Here is a 17,881-nt window from a genome sequence, read left to right as displayed (position 1 = left end):
GTTTCGGTCAGTTGTTTATAGGTCATAGCGCATTTTCCTTTGGCGAGAAAGATGCCTACTATAGCAACTGACCGCCTTTCTTAGAAATTGCACTTATTAGGTGAATCCACGTAACCATTATTATATTGGAATATATCGATTATTACTGCATCCAGACTCAATTGCCCAGCCATAAATGAGGATTCAATTACTGAGTTACTTAACATGTCAATTTCGCCTACTGTTTATGTTATGAACATTTAATCTATTTATTGATTAAAAAATGTCAAGCTCTCTACGGAATGAATTTACTGTACAAAAACGAAATATAATTAATGAAATAAATAATTAATGAGGGAAAATACATTTTCCATCCCCAGATTCGAGGATGGAAAAAAGAAGGGAAATAATTTTTTATTTACTGAAGCAATTCAAAATTAAATTGCAACCGGGGCTTTAATACCCGGATGCGGATCATAATCCATAATCTCAAAGTCTTCGAAACGATAATCAAACAGTGAATCTGGTTTGCGCTTAATAACTAACTTAGGTAACGCACGTGACTCACGGCTTAATTGAAGTTTGGTCTGTTCCAAATGGTTGCTGTAAAGATGAGTATCACCACCAGTCCAAACAAAATCACCAACTTCAAGATCACACTGTTGTGCCATCATATGTACTAATAGAGCATAGCTGGCGATGTTGAATGGCAACCCTAAAAACACATCACAAGAGCGCTGGTACAGTTGGCAGGAAAGTTTGCCATCAGCTACGTAGAACTGGAAAAAAGCATGGCATGGTGCCAATGCCATTTTATCCAATTCCCCGACGTTCCATGCGGAGACGATGATACGGCGTGAATCAGGATCACTTTTCAACTGCTCAATAACTTGGGCCAATTGATCGATCTGGCGACCATCAGCAGCACCCCAGGCACGCCATTGTTTACCATAAACAGGCCCCAAATCGCCATTTTCGTCAGCCCATTCATCCCAGATAGAGACGCCATTATCACGCAGATATTGGGTATTGGTATCGCCATTCAAGAACCAAAGCAATTCATGGATAATGGAACGAATATGACAACGTTTGGTTGTTACCAGTGGGAAACCTTCTTGCAAATTGAAACGCATCTGATGACCAAAGATAGAGAGTGTTCCCGTACCCGTACGGTCATCTTTTGCTGTGCCCTCTTCCAGCACTTTTTTCATTAAATCCAGATACTGTTTCATTTTGTCTCTTGTACCTTGTTATTGCGAGTTTTGTTGCCAGGGTATTTATATGCCCACACCATCATGATAATTCCAAATAAAATCATGGGGATGGAAAGAATTTGCCCCATACTTATCCCTTCAAACAACCCGAGCTGCGCGTCAGGCTGGCGGAAAAATTCGACTATTATGCGGAATGCGCCGTAACCAATCAGAAATAAGCCTGAAACACTCCCCATCGGGCGCGGTTTGCGGATAAATAAATTGAGGATGATAAATAACACGATGCCTTCAAGCACCATTTCATATAACTGTGATGGATGACGGGGCAAGACACCATATTTTTCCAGAATCGGCCATAACGAAGAATTAGCTGTGGCCAGTACAATATCTTCACTGCGGGAACCCGGGAATAACATCGCCCACGGTGTATCAAGCGTAACACGCCCCCACAATTCTCCATTGATAAAATTACCGATACGCCCCATGCCCAAACCAAAGGGAACTAGTGGAGCAACGAAATCCGCGACTTGTAAGAAGTGGCGCTTAGTACGGCGCGCAAACCACCACATGGCACTGATAACCCCTACCAGTCCGCCGTGGAAAGACATCCCCCCATCCCAAATTTTAAACAGGTAAAGAGGATTATCAAGAAACATTGGGAGATTATAGAACAGAACATAACCGAGGCGTCCACCGACGAAAACCCCGACAAACCCTGCATACAGTAAGTTCTCAACTTCGGTTTTGTTCCAGCCACTGTTTGGTTTTGCCGCACGGCGATTTGCCAGCCACATGGCAAAAACAAAACCAATCAGATACATAAGACCGTACCAGTGAAGAGATAAAGGCCCGATTGAAAATATGACTGGGTCAATATTAGGAAATGCCAGATAGCTAGTGCTCATCGTTCCCCACTAAAAATAATGTTGTGTGAATGAATGATATTGTGAATAAATGATCTTATTTGAATGAATTATATGACTTGAATAACTTAAGACAAATAATCACAGATAATAACACAGGCAGATAGATGGATTAAGGTTTATGGTGACTAAATCCCCCCTCGAATCAGGCCTCCCAAACCATGTGATTCCATAAATTCGGCTGACAATTCTTTTACTTCATGGCTGGTTTCGGCTTTTAATACCAACTTGATAAGATGCTTAAGTTCATTGGCATCCAAATGTCGCAATAAATATTTGGTACGCGGAACGCTTCGACCACTCACGCTCAGGCTACGATAACCTAAACCAAGCAATATTAATGTCCCCATTGGTAAACCTGCCATTTCGCCGCATACACTAACAGGGAGATCAAGGCGCTGGCATTCATCAAAGGCCAATTTCAGTGCTCTAATTACCGCAGGGTGTAAATTATCATATAGCGAAGCGACGTGTGTGTTATTGCGATCCACCGCCAGCAAATACTGGGTCAGATCATTTGTACCAATAGAAACAAAATCAATCCGCTTTTTTAATTGTGGCAGCAAAAAAATGGTAGATGGTACTTCAAGCATAATACCAATCTGAGGCATTTTGATCGTAACAGCTAGCGTTTGCTCTACTTCAGCTTTCGCTCTCTCAATCAGTTTCCGGGCTTCATCAATTTCTTCAATACTTGTCACCATCGGCAAGAGTATTTTTAAATTGCCCGTCTGCACATTGGCTTTTAGCATCGCCCGAAGCTGAATCAGGAATATTTCCGGTTGATCCAGTGTGATGCGAATTCCCCGCCACCCCAGACAAGGATTTTCTTCATTAATGGGCATATAAGGGAGTTGTTTGTCAGCGCCAATATCCAGTGTTCTCAACACAACTGGCTTATCAGGGAAAAGTTCCAGCATCTCTTGATAGCGATTTTTCTGCTCATCTTCTGATGGAAAACCACTATTCAGCATAAACGGAATTTCTGTGCGATACAGCCCAATACCATCAATGCTATCTTCTATCTGCTGTTCATGTTTTAAACTCAGACCAGCATTGAGCTGTACCAGAACCCGTTCCCCGCTTTTAAGCTGTGCTCGCCGCTGTTGTTCACATTCAGCCTGCTTGCTGAGCACCTGCTCTTCTTCGATGATTTGTTGGTATTCCTGAGCAACAAGAGGTTCTGGTTCAATAAAAACCTCTCCGCGGTAACCATCAAGAATTAGTGTCCGGTTATGTAATAGTTCAGGCTGGATATCCACCCCCATAATCGCCGGAATCCCTATTGCTCGAACCAGTATTGCCGAGTGAGAGTGAGTCGCACCATCGCGCACAATCACGCCAACCAATTGCTCTTGTGGCAACTCAGCCAGTAAGTTAGCACTGAGTTCATCAGCAACCAGAATAAAGCGCTCCGGCCATTGTCCTCCCTCTGTGAAGAGATCATTCAGATGGTACAACACCCGTTGCCCAAGCGCCCGCAGATCTGATGCCCTCTCTCGCATGTAAGGATCTTGCAAGTTGTTAAACCGTTTGGCGTATTTCTCAATCACGGTTTTAACTGCCCATTCCGCCATAAAACCATTATCGACAGAATGAAACAAATCTTGTTTGAGTTGAGGATCATTTAATAGATGAGAATAGAGATCAAAAATGGCAGCACTTTCTTTCTGTGAGCCGGCAGTGAAACGCTTACTGATACGACGGCATTCTGCCGTGGCTTTTTCAAGAGCAAAAGTCAGCCTTGAGCGCTCAGCCTGATAATCCAGTGTTAATACTTCAGTAACTTGTTCCAATAACGGTTGGGAGCGATCTTGCCATCCCTGTGCCATCACAATGCCATTAGAAATGGCAAGTGCCTTAATACGGGTTTGACGATACTGACCAAATAACCCTTTTGTTTGCGCCTGAGCGAGAGCAGCAGCAAGCTGCATCGCCAATGTCACCATGAAAGATTCTTCACTTTCATTAAATAACCGTCGCTTACGCTGTTGAACAACTAATATTCCCTGCAATTGGCGACGATAAACAATCGGTACACCTAAAAAAGCCCGCAGGTTTTCTTCTTTCACTTGGGGAATAAATTTAAAACTTGGATGCTCACGGACATCAGCGAGATTAATTAATTCGGACAAACGCCCAACTTGCCCCACAACGCCTTCATCAAAGGCCAGACTGATGGCTTGTCCTTTGGGTTTTTTCAACCCTTTGGTTGCCATCAGGTAATAACATTGCCGCCGATGATCTGCCAGATAGATAGAACAGACATCCGTGTTCATTGCCAGACACGTTTCATTGACCAGTAACTCAAGCGCTTCAGATAAATTGGCAGCCATAGCAACTTTTTCGACAATTTCCCGTAAGCGCATGAGCATAGCAATTACCTAATTTCTTCTACGACGATGTAAATAAGGTGAATGTAGCAATGAAGCAGGCTCCTGATTTGGCATCACAATAGAAGAGAATTCTTTCATCACGCGGCGATATACATCCCGTTTAAAAGAAACTACCTGCCGGACAGGATACCAATAGCTGACCCAACGCCAACCATCAAACTCCGGCATCTTACTGCTCTGCACATTAATCTCTGCTTCATTACACAGCAACTGCAATAAAAACCAGCGTTGCTTTTGCCCAATACAAACAGGCTTTGTATCCCAACGCACCAAACGCTTGGGTAATTTGTAACGCAACCAACTCCGGGTCGAAGCGAGAACCCGTACATCTTTGCGATTTAAACCAACTTCTTCGAACAACTCGCGATACATCGCTTGCTCTGGTGATTCCCCCGGATTGATACCCCCCTGAGGAAACTGCCAGGAATGCTGCCCATAACGGCGGGCCCATAGAACCTGCCCTTGGCGATTACAAATTACAATTCCTACATTCGGGCGGTAGCCATCATCATCGATCACCAGACTACCTCTCGGTATAACAAACTTAAAAAGATAGCTAATTGTTTCACACTCATCTCAAGCGGTAAACCTCTATGATTGGACTTTGCAGGCGCAACCGAAGTCTCTACAATACCGCCATCTCAACGGGGTGCGGCTGTTGCAAAACAGTACGGCTGAGAACAAACCCGTCGAACCTGAACCGGCTAGTACCGTCGTAGGGATTTGAGACGCTACTCATTGATATAATAAATGTAATTTTTATTTAGCATCTTCTCAGATCCTTTGCCATTGCTAATAACTGTTAATACTCATAACTATTAATATTATTTATTAATATTATTTATTAATAACTACAGGAGCGCAAAGTGTTTAAGAAATTACTTTCCAGCTTTATTGCTATTGGTATGCTGTCTATTTCGGCCTGTGCCTTTGCTCAGGTGAAGCCGACATTGACAGTTTATACTTATGATTCATTTGCCTCTGAGTGGGGTCCGGGGCCTGCCATCAAAAAAGCCTTTGAAGCAGAGTGCGGCTGTGAACTAAAACTCGTTGCTTTGGAAGATGGGATATCCTTGCTGAACCGTTTAAGGATGGAAGGCAAAAAAACTCCCGCAGATATTATACTGGGATTAGATAACAATCTGATTCAAGCCGCTCAGCAAACAGGGTTATTCACACCCAGTCACGTCAATACCTCAAAACTGAAATTACCCATTACATGGAACAATACGACGTTTATTCCTTATGATTACGGTTATTTCGCCTTTATTTACAACAAAAACACCCTATCTCATCCACCCAAAAGTATGGATGAATTAATCAATAGTCACCAGAATTGGAAGATTATTTATCAAGATCCACGCACCAGCACTCCGGGCTTGGGGCTGCTACTCTGGATACAGGAGCTTTATGGAGACAAAGCGGCACAGGAATGGCAGAAAGTTGCCAAAAAGACACTGACTGTCACTAAGGGCTGGAGTGAAGCTTATGGCCTGTTTCTGAAAGGTGAGGGTGATATGGTACTGAGCTACACCACGTCACCGGGCTATCACATTATGTCAGAGAAAAAAGATAACTATGCCGCAGCCATCTTCAAGGAGGGGCACTACTTGCAGGTTGAAGTGGCTGCTCAAGTGGCTTCAAGCAAGCAGCCAGAACTGGCGCAGAATTTCCTGAATTTCATGATTTCACCCGCATTTCAGCAAGTACTGCCAACAACTCAATGGATGTATCCCGTGATTGATATTCCTTTGCCTGACGTTTTCAAACAACTTCCTGTTCCTGAGAAATCTCTGCAATTCAGCGCAGATGATGTGGCAAAACACCGTACAAAATGGATTCGGATATGGCAAAGTGCTGTAAGCCGTTAATCGCGGGTTGGTTATTGCCGGGGGTCATTGCCTCCGGCCTATTAATTATTGTTGCCCTGTCAGCATTCGGGGCACTATGGTTCAATGCGCCTGAAAGCCATTGGCAGGAATTTTTAAATGACCGTTATCTCTGGCATGTCATTCGATTTACTTTCTGGCAGGCATTTCTATCTGCTGTCTTCTCGGTAACCCCTGCCATTTTTCTGGCACGGGCACTTTACCGTCGCCATTTTCCGGGAAAGACGCTATTTCTGCGCCTATGCGCCATGACATTGATTCTGCCCGTTTTGGTCGCTCTGTTTGGCATTCTTACTGTTTATGGTCAAACTGGCTGGCTGGCACATATTTTCCAATGGATAGGCATTGAATATCGTTTTACCCCTTACGGATTGCAAGGCATTCTGCTGGCACATATTTTCTTCAATATGCCAATGGCAACACGGTTATTGCTGCAATCTCTGGAAAGTATTGCCATAGAGCAGCGCCAACTCGCTGCCCAGCTTGGTATGAATGAATGGCAGCATTTTCGTTTTATCGAGTGGCCTTATCTGCGCCGCCAGATTTTGCCGACTGGTGCATTGATTTTTATGCTGTGTTTTGCCAGTTTCGCAACCGTTCTTGCCTTGGGGGGAGGCCCGGCAGCAACGACTATTGAACTAGCCATTTATCAGGCCATTAGTTATGACTACGATCTTGGTCATGCAGCCCTACTTGCCTTGATACAACTTTTTTGCTGCCTCGGTTTGGTACTCCTTAGCCAAAAGCTCAAGGGCGCACTTTCCGTTGGTTATGGGCATCAACAACAATGGCGTAATCCACAGGATTCATGGCTGCGAAAATTATCTGATGGTTTATTGATTGGCATCGCTTTACTGCTGTTACTTCCCCCTTTACTGGCAGTAATCGTTGATGGTCTGAACCGTGGTATTTTTAATGTATTAAGCCAACCTGCTTTATGGCAGGCTCTGACAACTTCCATCATCATTGCGTTGGGGGCAGGATTGTTGTGTGCCTTCCTAACTATGATGCTGCTATGGAGCAGCCGCGAATTACGCTTGCGTCACTCTCCCCGATGGGGACAAGCAATGGAAACCAGCGGCTTGTTGATCCTTGCCATGCCGGGAATTGTCCTTGCCACAGGATTTTTCCTCCTGCTGAACACCACCATTAGCATACCTCAATCACCTTACGGATTGGTTATCTTGACCAACGCCCTGATGGCGATCCCCTATGCCCTCAAAGTGTTGGAAAATCCAATGCGCGATCTGGCGGAGCGTTACAATCCCCTATGCCGCTCCCTTAATATTCAGGGACTTCACCGCCTACGCTGGATTGAGCTTAAGGCATTAAAAATCCCATTGGCACAAGCGTTGGCTTTTGCCTGTGTATTATCAATTGGAGATTTTGGGGTTGTCGCATTATTTGGCAACGAAGATTTCCGTACCTTGCCTTATTACCTGTATCAACAAATCGGGGCATATCGTAGCCAGGATGGTGCAGTAACCGCATTCCTACTGCTTTTGCTTTGTTTTATTTTATTCACTGTGATTGAACGCTTACCGAGCCGACGCCATGATTAAACTTGAAAATGTCACTTACACCTATGAACACCTTGCCATGCATTTTAATGTGAGTGTTAAAGCCGGAGAGCGCATTGCGATCCTCGGCCCAAGCGGAGCGGGTAAAAGCACATTATTAAGTTTAATCGCGGGCTTCCAGTTCCCAGAACAAGGCAATATCTGGCTGGATGGCGAAAATCACACAAATACCCCACCTTCCAAGCGACCCGTTTCGATGCTGTTTCAGGAAAATAACCTGTTTTCCCATTTAACCATTGAGCAAAATATTGGCTTGGGATTGCACCCCGGATTGCGGTTGAGTACTGAGCAAAAGAAAACGCTCCAACAGATTGCCACACAAGTGTCACTGGAGGAGTGTTTATCTCGCCAGCCAGCTCAACTTTCTGGCGGACAACGCCAACGGGCGGCACTGGCTCGCTGTTTAGTCCGCCATCAACCGATTTTATTGCTGGATGAACCCTTTTCGGCACTTGATCCTGCTTTGCGTAATGAAATGTTGGAATTGCTGGATCAAATATGCAATGAACGCCAAATTACTTTATTAATGGTGTCCCATAATCTTGATGATGCAGCAAAAATAGCTCCGCGTTCTTTGCTGATTGTCGATGGAAAAATTCATTATGATGGGGCAACAGAGAAGCTAGTAAGTGGAGAGGCCGATGAGGCGGTGATTTTGGGGATAGGTTAAGCAATCGAAAACTTCAATATGGTCATGATATATTCTGTGGATTGGATATAGTGATCAGTGGAAAAGAAATTATAAGAATTGATTGATTTTATGCAAAAATGGCCGCTTAAACGGCCACTCTCCTAATATATTCTACTCATCACTTTCTATATTACCCAGCGCCATTTTCTTATATACAACTAAATTTTCACGATCTTCATCGGGCCTATGCCCATGCCAAAATAGCATCATTCCTTCAGGAGCAGGTTCTATTTCTTCCGATAACACAATCAACCAATCGCATTTTTCAGGCGTTTCAAATTTATGCTGTTTTTGATGCAAGACATGAGCAAAGTAATAAATCATTGGCGCTTCAGATTCACCAATATTATACGACGCCATACAGTCATTAACTTGATACATGCCAGCTAATTTGTGTTTCAAATCAAGAAATACCTCTTTATAGCCCTTGGCGTAATCAATCCAGCCAACAAATAGCGTAAATACTAATCCCCAAACGGTAGTGATACCTAAAACCCAATTTTGAGCAGCGCGTAAGGCGGGTGATTTAGAAATGAGACAATTTTTCGCCATCCATACAGCGGTTATCAAAACAGCGATAGCAAAGATAAATCCTGAAAAATGCATCTGATAACTCATTGGCAACCATCTGCCAAACGGCGCTAACCAATGCTTGTAATCAGAGGAAAGCGACAAAAAGTAACAGGCCCATAAAAATATAATCAGAATAGACCAAAATGTGGAGGAGAATATGGTTAAGTATTTATAGATTACCTTAGGCATTTTAATGAATTTTTCTGTCGCTAAAATTGCCATTGGTGCAATAAAGGGTAATAAATATAATGCGCGACCTGAGGCTGAAATCTGCAATAAAACAACCCCTAATACAACAAACACTGCACAAAGGAAATAATGTTTATTCACTAAGATTTTAATTGGATTCATTAGCATAAAAATGAAAGCCAATATACCCGATGGGAAGGCAAAAAATAGCACTGCCTCAGGGATTATTGTCAAATTTCCTCTTGCTCCAAGATCTTCAACAGAAAAACCTAAGAAGCGACCAATATTGTTATCCCAAAACCAAACTTTGAATAAATCGGGATGTTCAATCAATAACATAACTGGCCACGGCAGGATTAAAATTAGTGCAATGATTCCTGACAATAAAGCACCTAGCCAATAATGTTTGGTTCGACAATGTTTAAGAAATACAGGAGCCAGAACAAGGCAAATCCATAATAATCCCGGAATAAAGACCCCTTTTGATAACAGCGTTACAGCTGTACCAATGATCAACCATAAACAAGAGTAACCTGTTTTTTCGTTTTTGATTAATCCCAGCAAACCATATAATCCGATGGTTGTTCCTGTTATCAATGAGGTATCAGTAAACATATCGTGGCTGTGACGAATCAATCCGGGAGCACTTGCATACAAAGCAAAGGCTATCCATATCCGACTATCTGTAAAGTTTTTGACATCAAATACACGGCGAGCCAACAGAATAAAAAAAGAAAAATTGATCACTGAAAAAAATAAACTGGCTGTTCTGGCTGCATCGTGCATCGGAAGCCAGTGAGATAACAAATGGACGAATGCAGTTGCAGTCCAATAATACAAAGGAGGCTTTTCCATAAAAGGTTGCCCCGCATTCATTGTTACCAACCAATTCCCTGTTTCATACATGGTTTGAATAATGCCAAAACTGTAATTTTCATCTTGTTTCCAAGGAGTATGCCCATAAATACCCGGTAACAAATATAGCAGTATGAAAGCGATAAATAACAGTAAGGCTTTGATATCTGTTTGACTCAATTTGTTTGGATTATTCATCATGGTTTACCAGATTCAATTGATTTTCGTTTTCTCTTGGATTTAATAACAAAAGGTGCTTAAGTATGATAGCGGAATGCTTAACAATCTTGATTAATTTAAAATAATTTTAATCAGTAATCTATCTCTGGAAAAAACAACTCTTTATAAATAACATCTCTTCTTCTATCTTTTTTAATCCACAAGTAGCAATCTGAAAGATAAAGGAGGAATTTAATTATTCCTCCTCAGGTAATAATAAATATATTTAATTATCAGCAATTAAATTATCACTTTTCGTAATGCACTCCATCTTTACCAACTGAAATGTCTTTAATTTTTTCGTCTACCAAGGTCCAGAATGAAACTTTTCTTTTATGCTTTTCATACAATCCGTTTAGATAAGCTTCATGAGTATAAATCCCCTGCCAATCTGATAGCTTTTGGCTATAGTCAAAGCTCTTTTTCAGATCAGAAACAGCATATTTGTAATATTTACTTGCACCGCGATTTAGAACCTCACTGACCAACGCTCGTCGCAAAAATATCGCAGAATGAGCAAATCCGCATTTATACAGCCCAGTTGAACCTTCCCTAGCCAATTTATGACCAAAAGTTTCTACAATATTGGCTTTATCTTCCTCTCCGAGCGTCAAAATATATTCATTGAGAAGATCAAATTTCTTCATTTCGACCAAGAAACAAATATATTGGAAATCACCATCTTTTTTGCTGCTGTCCAGAAATAATTGTATCGCCTGTGCTCTTTCACTTTCGTCAATCAGACTTTCATATAATTCATAAAATTTATAGCTATAGTCATTTTGGAAGGCTTCAAAGCAAAGTTCTTTTGCTTTTTCTTTCTGACCTTCTTCGATATTGGCTTTAATTAGCAGTGACATCAGCACTTCATAGTATCTGGATTGCTGAATTTCATGATCTTTTCGAAAATTCTCCAGTACCACAATGGCTTCATCCGCCCGGACATCTTCAATCAGCAATTCCGCATAAGCCAGATAAGCTGTCATTATTGAAGCGGATTCGATATTTTGATCAATCATCTTCTTCAGGAAATCCATATCATTGAGAGCCTTGCTGATAGCTATGGCTTCTCTATATTCTTTATGTTGATAAAAGAGATCCCTCAGTAATTGAAATGTTGCCAGACCAAAGTCATTTTTGTAATTGAGCAAGAAAGTCTCGTTAAAACAAAAATAAGTTTTTTGGGCGATATTGAAAAGCTTATTCGCCACAACAGCCTTATCGACGTCTTTTTGTAAGGCAAGCGCTTTTACCCATGTTTCAATGACATAAAAGTAATAATCCTGCCAGCCACCACTCGATGTATCCTTAGTTTCAGCCACGCGGTCAAAATCCAGCACCATTTTCTCCAATAGTATTTCCGACTCTTGCGGTGCCTTTGATATCGCATTATCAAGCAGCGGAGCCATCATTTTATGTAGTTCTTTAAAGAAGATATCAGCTTCATGATAATCAAGGAATCGCTGGCTTTTAGTGCGTTTTTTATATTCTTTTTCTATCAGTTTCAAAATATCTTTCGGTTCCAACAGGTAGCCACTACTTAATGTGGTTTTAGCCTGTTCATTATTCGTAATAATGACTTGAATAATTTCGAGCAGTTTTTCTTTATCAAAACTGGTGAGCAATTCCATTTGCTTTTTAGTTAACCCATTTTTCATTATCACCCTCCCAACAAGTGGTCCGTCAAAAAATACTGTATAAATAAACAATATAAATGCTATAGTCGCAGCTATCATCGATAATACTAATTCTGGCTTATAGCGCTTAAACAGAAAGATTATGCAGACAAATCATGTTGAGCAAGGTTTTATACTCACTCGCCACTGGAAAGATACGCCATCTGGTATCGAGTTGATATATTGGCTGGCGACGGATAAGGGTCCACGTCGTATCACGATCCCTAGTCAAAAAGCGGTTGCCTTTATTCCTCAATATGATTTACCTAAAGCAAAATCTTTACTAACACAGGAGCGGCAGTGTGAAATAAAGACATTGCCATTGAAAGATTTCAATCGCCAGCCTGTTGCGGCGCTATATTGCCTACAATATCGTCAATTGCAACATCTGGAAAAAGCGCTCAGGGAGCAGGATATTCCTCTCTACGAAACGGATATCCGCCCACCCGATAGGTTTATGATGGAGCGCTTTATTACTGCTCCCGTTTGGTTCAGCCGCAAATCCGACGACAAATCCGACATAAGTTATCAAATGAAACCCAATCCCGCCTATCGACCTGATTTGAAATGGGTGTCACTAGATATCGAAACCAGTCAGCATGGCGAACTATATTCCATTGGCTTGGCGGGATGCGGCAAGAAAACCGTGTTTATGTTAGGGCCAGAAAATGGTAGCCAACAGGATCTCGATTTCAAACTGGAGTATGTTGCCAGTCGCCCAATGATGCTGGAAAAACTCAATCAATGGCTGGCGCATTATGATCCTGATGCCATTATTGGCTGGAATCTGATTCAGTTTGATTTGAAGGTGTTACAGCAACATGCTGAGCGCTATAACGTGCCGCTAAAATTCGGTCGCAATAAGGCTTTGCTCGAATGGCGCGAGCACGGTTTCAAACCGGGGCACTTTTTCGCTTCGGCGGAAGGTCGTCTGATTATTGATGGTATTGATGCCCTGAAAACTGCAACGTGGAATTTTCCTTCTTTCAACCTTGAATTTGTCGCTCAAGAACTCTTGGGGGAAGGGAAAGCGGTCGATAATCCTTATGATCGCATGGATGAGATCAATCGCCGCTTTCAGGAAGATAAGCCCGCTCTCGCCCGTTATAATTTACAGGATTGTGTTCTGGTTAATCGTATTTTTGAGAAGACCGATCTGATGGCCTTCCTATTGGAGCGCGCTACGGTAACGGGATTGGCGGTGGATCGCAGTGGGGGATCTGTGGCGGCATTCACGCATCTTTATCTGCCCAGAATGCACCGTATCGGCTATGTCGCTCCCATTCAGCCAACCTATTCCGATGATAACAGCCCCGGTGGTTTTGTGATGGATTCGTTTCCGGGGTTATACGATTCGGTGTTGGTGCTGGATTACAAGAGCCTCTATCCTTCGATTATTCGCACGTTTCTGATTGATCCCGTCGGGATGGTTGAAGGCATCGCTCACCCTGACAGTGAACATGCTGTGCCTGGTTTTCGTCAGGCGTTTTTCTCCCGCACCCAACATAGTCTGCCGGATATCGTTACACAAATCTGGCATGAGCGTGACAAGGCTAAAAAGCAACAAAATGCGCCGCTTTCCCAAGCTCTGAAAATTATTATGAATGCATTTTATGGTGTGCTCGGCGCTTCTGGCTGTCATTTTTTTGATTCTCGCCTGACTTCATCAATTACGATGCGTGGGCACAAAATCATGCACCAAACCCGTGAGTTAATCGAATCACAGGGCTATCAGGTGATTTATGGCGATACGGATTCAACATTTGTCTGGCTAAAACGCTCTCATTCAGAAGAAGAAGCCCGTCAAATCGGACATTCTCTGGCGCAATTTGTCAACCAATGGTGGCGAAACCATCTTAAAACCGAATTCAATCTTGAAAGTACACTGGAGCTAGAGTTTGAAACGCACTATCAGCGCTTCCTGATGCCAACGGTACGAGGAGCTGAGCAAGGCAGTAAAAAACGTTATGCCGGATTAAGCGGTGATAAGGTCATTTTCAAAGGATTGGAAACAGTAAGAACCGACTGGACGCCTCTTGCACAAATATTCCAGAAAGAGTTGTATACCCTGATTTTTCATCAACGATCATGTCAAAAACAATCATGTCAAAAACAATCACATCGAAAACAATCACATCAAAATTATATTCGTGAGTATATTGCCAAAACGCTGACGGGTGAGTTTGATGATCGTCTGGTGTATCGTAAACGACTGCGCCGTAATTTATCTGATTATCAGCGCAATGTACCTCCCCATGTCCGGGCAGCACGTTTGGCGGATGAATATAATCAACAGCATAATCGCCCATTACAGTACCAAAATGGTGGTTGGATCAACTACGTCATTACCCAATCAGGCCCTGAGCCATTGGAGAACCAGACCTCGGCACTCGATTATGAACACTATATCCATAAGCAGTTGAAGCCGATTGCTGATGCCATCTTGCCATTTATTCACGATGACTTTATGCCCCTGCTGACCGGGCAAATGAGCATGTCTTTCGAATAATGGATATTTTTGCAGGTGACGACTTGCTCAGCTTCAATTAACATATCGCCCCTCTAATGGGCTACTGTACTTTTGTGATCCCGTTTTCAAAAGAACGGGCGTTGTAAAATTCAGTTGAAAACTATCCCTATCGATAACCAATGATGATCGATATCCAACAAAAGCAGCCACCCTGCAACCATAAATAATATTGTCTAACAGAAAACTGAGCCAAAATTTATGCCATTTACTCTTGGTCAACGCTGGATAAGCGATACAGAAAGCGAACTTGGATTAGGAACAGTCGTGGCGCTTGATGCGCGCATGGTAACGTTACTCTTCCCTGCCAGCGGAGAAAACCGCCTTTACGCACGCAATGATTCACCCATCACCCGCGTTATGTTTAATGTGAGCGATACCGTGACCAGTCACGAAGGCTGGAAACTCAAGATCGATGATGTCCAGCAAGATAATGGCCTGCTGATCTATGTCGGTACTCGTCTGGACACTGAAGAAGAAAACACCTGCTTGCGGGAAGTTTTTCTGGATAGCAAGCTGACGTTCAACAAGCCACAGGATCGCCTGTTTGCGGGGCAAATTGACCGCATGGATCGCTTTGCTTTGCGTTTTCGCGCCCGTAAACACCAAAGTGAGCAGTTCCGTCTGGCTGAAAGTGGACTGCGTGGTATTCGCGCCAGTTTGATTCCTCACCAATTACACATTGCCAATGAAGTGGGCAAGCGTCACGCACCTCGTGTATTGCTGGCGGATGAAGTTGGTTTGGGTAAAACCATTGAAGCCGGTATGATTATCCATCAGCAATTGATGGCTGGACGTGCGGAACGTGTGTTAGTCATTGTGCCTGAAAGCCTGCAACACCAATGGCTGGTAGAAATGCTACGCCGTTTCAATCTGCGTTTTTCGCTGTTTGATGATGGCCGATACAGCGAAGCGCTTCATGACAGCGATAATCCATTCGAAACTGAGCAGATGATTATCTGTTCCCTGGATTTTGTTCGCCGCAATAAGCAACGTTTTGAACATCTGCTGGAAGCGAGTTGGGATTTGATGGTGGTAGATGAAGCTCATCATCTGGCATGGAGCGAAACATCCCCAAGCCGCGAATATCATGTTATCGAACAATTGGCAGAACAAATCCCTTCTGTCTTACTGTTGACAGCAACCCCAGAGCAGTTGGGGCAAGAAAGCCACTTTGCCCGTCTGCGCTTGCTGGACCAAAATCGTTTCCACGATTATCAGGCTTTTATTGATGAACAACAGCAATACCGCCCTGTCGCAGATGCTGTCACGCTGCTGTTATCCGGTGAAATCCTGAACAATGATCAGCAAAATGCAATCGGTGACCTGATCAGTGAGCAGGATATTGTGCCTATGCTGAAAGCAGCAAACAGCAATCAAGATGAAGAGAGTGAAAATGCCCGCCGCGAACTGATCACCATGCTGATGGATCGTCACGGCACCAGCCGATTGCTTTTCCGTAATACCCGTGGTGGCGTAAAAGGCTTCCCACATCGTGAATTGCATGAGATCAAGTTACCATTGCCATCCCAATATCAGACGGCAATCAAGGTTTCTGAAATCATGGGAGCCAAAAAGACGGTGGAGATGCGCGCCAAAGATATGCTTTATCCTGAGCGGATCTATCAGGAATTCGAAGGGGAAAATGCCACATGGTGGAATTTCGATCCCCGCGTAGAATGGCTGATGGGTTTCTTGATGGCAAACCGCGATGAGAAAGTACTGGTGATCTGTGCCAAGGCGGAAACTGCGCTGCAACTGGAGCAAGTTTTGCGTGAGCGCGAAGGTATCCGCAGTGCCGTGTTCCACGAAGGTTTGTCCTTGCTGGAACGTGACCGTGCCGCTGCTTACTTTGCTTCTGAAGAAGAAGGCGCGCAAGTGCTGCTCTGTTCTGAAATTGGCTCAGAAGGACGTAATTTCCAGTTTGCCAACCAACTTGTCATGTTTGATTTGCCATTCAATCCTGATTTGCTGGAACAGCGCATCGGTCGTCTGGATCGTATCGGTCAAAGCCGCGATATCAAAATCAGTGTGCCTTATCTGGAAAATACTGCGCAGTCCATTCTTCTGCGTTGGTATCACGAAGGTCTGGATGCCTTTGAACATACTTGTCCTACAGGCCGCCCCATCTATGACAAATATTATGAAATCCTGCTGAATTTCCTTGCTAAACCAAATGAGCAAACCGGATTCTGTGAATTTATTGCGGAATGCCGCAAGCATCATGAGACGCTCAAACAACAATTAGAGCAAGGACGTGACCGTCTGCTGGAGATGAACTCCAACGGTGGCGAGCGAGGCCAGAAACTGGCAGAACAGATTGCTGCACAAGATAACGATACAGATCTGGTGAATTTTGCCCTGAATCTGTTCGATATCATTGGTATCAATCAGGAAGATCGCTGCGACAATATTATTGCCCTGCATCCATCCGATCATATGCTGGTGCCTGATTTCCCCGGATTACCAAAAGATGGCTGCTCCATTACGTTTGACCGTGAAAAAGCACTGTCCCGCGAAGATACTCAATTCCTGAGCTGGGAACACCCAATCATTCGCAATGGTCTGGATTTAGTCCTGTCTGGGGATACGGGAAGCTGTGCCGTTTCCATCCTGAAAAACAAGGCACTGCCAGTCGGTACACTGTTGGTTGAGTTGATTTACGTTGTTGAAGCCCAAGCGCCGAAGCATCTGCAATTGACCCGTTTCTTGCCACCAACGCCAGTACGCCTCTTGTTGGATCTGAAAGGAACCAATCTGGCTTCTCAGGTAGAATTTGAAAGCTTCAACCGCCAGCTGAACGCCATCAACCGTCACAACGCCAGCAAGTTGGTTAATGCGGTACAAAAAGAAGTTCATGCTATTTTGCAACAATCTGAGCCTCTGATTGAAGAGCAAGCGCATGTGTTGATTGATAAGGCGAAGAAAGAAGCAGATGAAGTGCTGTCGGCTGAATTGTCACGTCTGGAAGCCCTGAAAGCGGTTAACCCGAATATCCGTGATGATGAGCTGGAAGCGATTGAATCTGAGCATAAGAATCTACTGCTCAATCTTGATCAGGCTAACTGGCGTCTGGATGCTATTCGTTTGGTGGTCGTTTCTCACCAATAAGTTTCTCACCAATAAAATAATTTCCCGTGAATAACGTGAATAAATAGCTATCAATCGCT

The 17,881-nt window shown here is 43.4% G+C and carries 11 protein-coding genes and 1 riboswitch; of the genes, 5 read left to right on the top strand and 6 right to left on the bottom strand.

Annotated elements, in window-relative coordinates; genetic code table 11:
- Positions 1 to 416: 416 nt before the first annotated feature.
- The 4 genes from thyA to rppH all read right to left on the bottom strand — a co-directional run bounded on the left by thyA (position 417) and on the right by rppH (position 5,031).
- Positions 417 to 1,211, bottom strand: a complete 795-nt coding sequence (gene thyA / locus PSI23_RS12270; protein WP_273555364.1) for a thymidylate synthase — start codon at positions 1,209 to 1,211, stop codon at positions 417 to 419.
- A complete protein-coding gene (gene lgt / locus PSI23_RS12265) occupies positions 1,208 to 2,098 on the bottom strand; it encodes a prolipoprotein diacylglyceryl transferase (RefSeq protein ID WP_273555363.1) in 891 nt (296 codons plus the stop codon). The genes thyA and lgt overlap by 4 nt, the downstream gene beginning before the upstream one ends.
- 146 nt (positions 2,099 to 2,244) lie before the next feature.
- Positions 2,245 to 4,491 (bottom strand): phosphoenolpyruvate--protein phosphotransferase, encoded by a 2,247-nt coding sequence (gene ptsP, locus PSI23_RS12260; RefSeq protein WP_273555362.1) that lies wholly within the window; start codon positions 4,489 to 4,491, stop codon positions 2,245 to 2,247.
- Positions 4,492 to 4,500: 9 nt separating this feature from the next.
- Positions 4,501 to 5,031, bottom strand: a complete 531-nt coding sequence (gene rppH, locus PSI23_RS12255; protein WP_273555361.1) for an RNA pyrophosphohydrolase — start codon at positions 5,029 to 5,031, stop codon at positions 4,501 to 4,503.
- A 116-nt stretch (positions 5,032 to 5,147) separates the two neighbouring features.
- A riboswitch (TPP riboswitch) is annotated at positions 5,148 to 5,252 on the top strand.
- Between the two features lie 126 nt (positions 5,253 to 5,378).
- Between rppH and thiB the strand changes: the two genes are divergently transcribed.
- Genes thiB through thiQ form a run of 3 tightly spaced genes read left to right on the top strand, consistent with a single transcriptional unit; the run spans position 5,379 to position 8,651 of the window.
- Positions 5,379 to 6,383, top strand: coding sequence for a thiamine ABC transporter substrate binding subunit (thiB, locus tag PSI23_RS12250; protein ID WP_273555360.1), 1,005 nt, complete (start codon positions 5,379 to 5,381; stop codon positions 6,381 to 6,383).
- Positions 6,359 to 7,963, top strand: coding sequence for a thiamine/thiamine pyrophosphate ABC transporter permease ThiP (gene thiP / locus PSI23_RS12245; RefSeq protein WP_273555359.1), 1,605 nt, complete (start codon positions 6,359 to 6,361; stop codon positions 7,961 to 7,963). Before thiB ends, thiP begins: the two co-directional genes overlap by 25 nt.
- Positions 7,956 to 8,651, top strand: coding sequence for a thiamine ABC transporter ATP-binding protein ThiQ (gene thiQ, locus PSI23_RS12240; protein ID WP_273555358.1), 696 nt, complete (start codon positions 7,956 to 7,958; stop codon positions 8,649 to 8,651). The genes thiP and thiQ overlap by 8 nt, the downstream gene beginning before the upstream one ends.
- 132 nt (positions 8,652 to 8,783) lie before the next feature.
- Here the strand turns inward: thiQ and PSI23_RS12235 are convergent, their stop codons facing one another.
- Together PSI23_RS12235 and PSI23_RS12230 are read right to left on the bottom strand one after the other, a co-directional pair.
- Positions 8,784 to 10,487: an ArnT family glycosyltransferase gene (locus PSI23_RS12235; RefSeq protein ID WP_273555367.1), complete on the bottom strand. Its 1,704-nt coding sequence runs from the start codon at positions 10,485 to 10,487 to the stop codon at positions 8,784 to 8,786.
- Between the two features lie 269 nt (positions 10,488 to 10,756).
- Positions 10,757 to 12,166, bottom strand: coding sequence for a DUF6880 family protein (locus PSI23_RS12230; protein WP_273555357.1), 1,410 nt, complete (start codon positions 12,164 to 12,166; stop codon positions 10,757 to 10,759).
- A 121-nt stretch (positions 12,167 to 12,287) separates the two neighbouring features.
- Here PSI23_RS12230 and PSI23_RS12225 point away from each other — a divergent pair, with 121 nt between their 5' ends.
- Together PSI23_RS12225 and rapA are read left to right on the top strand one after the other, a co-directional pair.
- Positions 12,288 to 14,693 (top strand): DNA polymerase II, encoded by a 2,406-nt coding sequence (locus PSI23_RS12225; protein ID WP_273555356.1) that lies wholly within the window; start codon positions 12,288 to 12,290, stop codon positions 14,691 to 14,693.
- A 219-nt stretch (positions 14,694 to 14,912) separates the two neighbouring features.
- Positions 14,913 to 17,822, top strand: a complete 2,910-nt coding sequence (rapA, locus tag PSI23_RS12220; RefSeq protein WP_273555355.1) for an RNA polymerase-associated protein RapA — start codon at positions 14,913 to 14,915, stop codon at positions 17,820 to 17,822.
- Positions 17,823 to 17,881: the final 59 nt, after the last annotated feature.

The sequence above is a fragment of the Xenorhabdus yunnanensis genome, assembly GCF_028598805.1.
In the GTDB taxonomy this organism is placed as follows: Bacteria; Pseudomonadota; Gammaproteobacteria; order Enterobacterales; family Enterobacteriaceae; genus Xenorhabdus; species Xenorhabdus yunnanensis.
The sequence above is the reverse complement of the archived record's forward strand: the minus strand, read 5'-3'. Positions and strand labels throughout refer to the sequence as shown.

Excerpts from the sequence above, each read along its gene's own strand:
- thyA (WP_273555364.1), bottom strand. The coding sequence starts at position 1,211 with ATGAAACAGTATCTGGATTTAATGAAAAAAGTGCTGGAAGAGGGCACA.
- lgt (WP_273555363.1), bottom strand. The coding sequence starts at position 2,098 with ATGAGCACTAGCTATCTGGCATTTCCTAATATTGACCCAGTCATATTT.
- ptsP (WP_273555362.1), bottom strand. The coding sequence starts at position 4,491 with ATGCTCATGCGCTTACGGGAAATTGTCGAAAAAGTTGCTATGGCTGCC.
- thiP (WP_273555359.1), top strand. The coding sequence starts at position 6,359 with ATGGCAAAGTGCTGTAAGCCGTTAATCGCGGGTTGGTTATTGCCGGGG.
- thiQ (WP_273555358.1), top strand. The coding sequence starts at position 7,956 with ATGATTAAACTTGAAAATGTCACTTACACCTATGAACACCTTGCCATG.
- PSI23_RS12235 (WP_273555367.1), bottom strand. The coding sequence starts at position 10,487 with ATGAATAATCCAAACAAATTGAGTCAAACAGATATCAAAGCCTTACTG.
- PSI23_RS12230 (WP_273555357.1), bottom strand. The coding sequence starts at position 12,166 with ATGAAAAATGGGTTAACTAAAAAGCAAATGGAATTGCTCACCAGTTTT.
- PSI23_RS12225 (WP_273555356.1), top strand. The coding sequence starts at position 12,288 with ATGCAGACAAATCATGTTGAGCAAGGTTTTATACTCACTCGCCACTGG.
- rapA (WP_273555355.1), top strand. The coding sequence starts at position 14,913 with ATGCCATTTACTCTTGGTCAACGCTGGATAAGCGATACAGAAAGCGAA.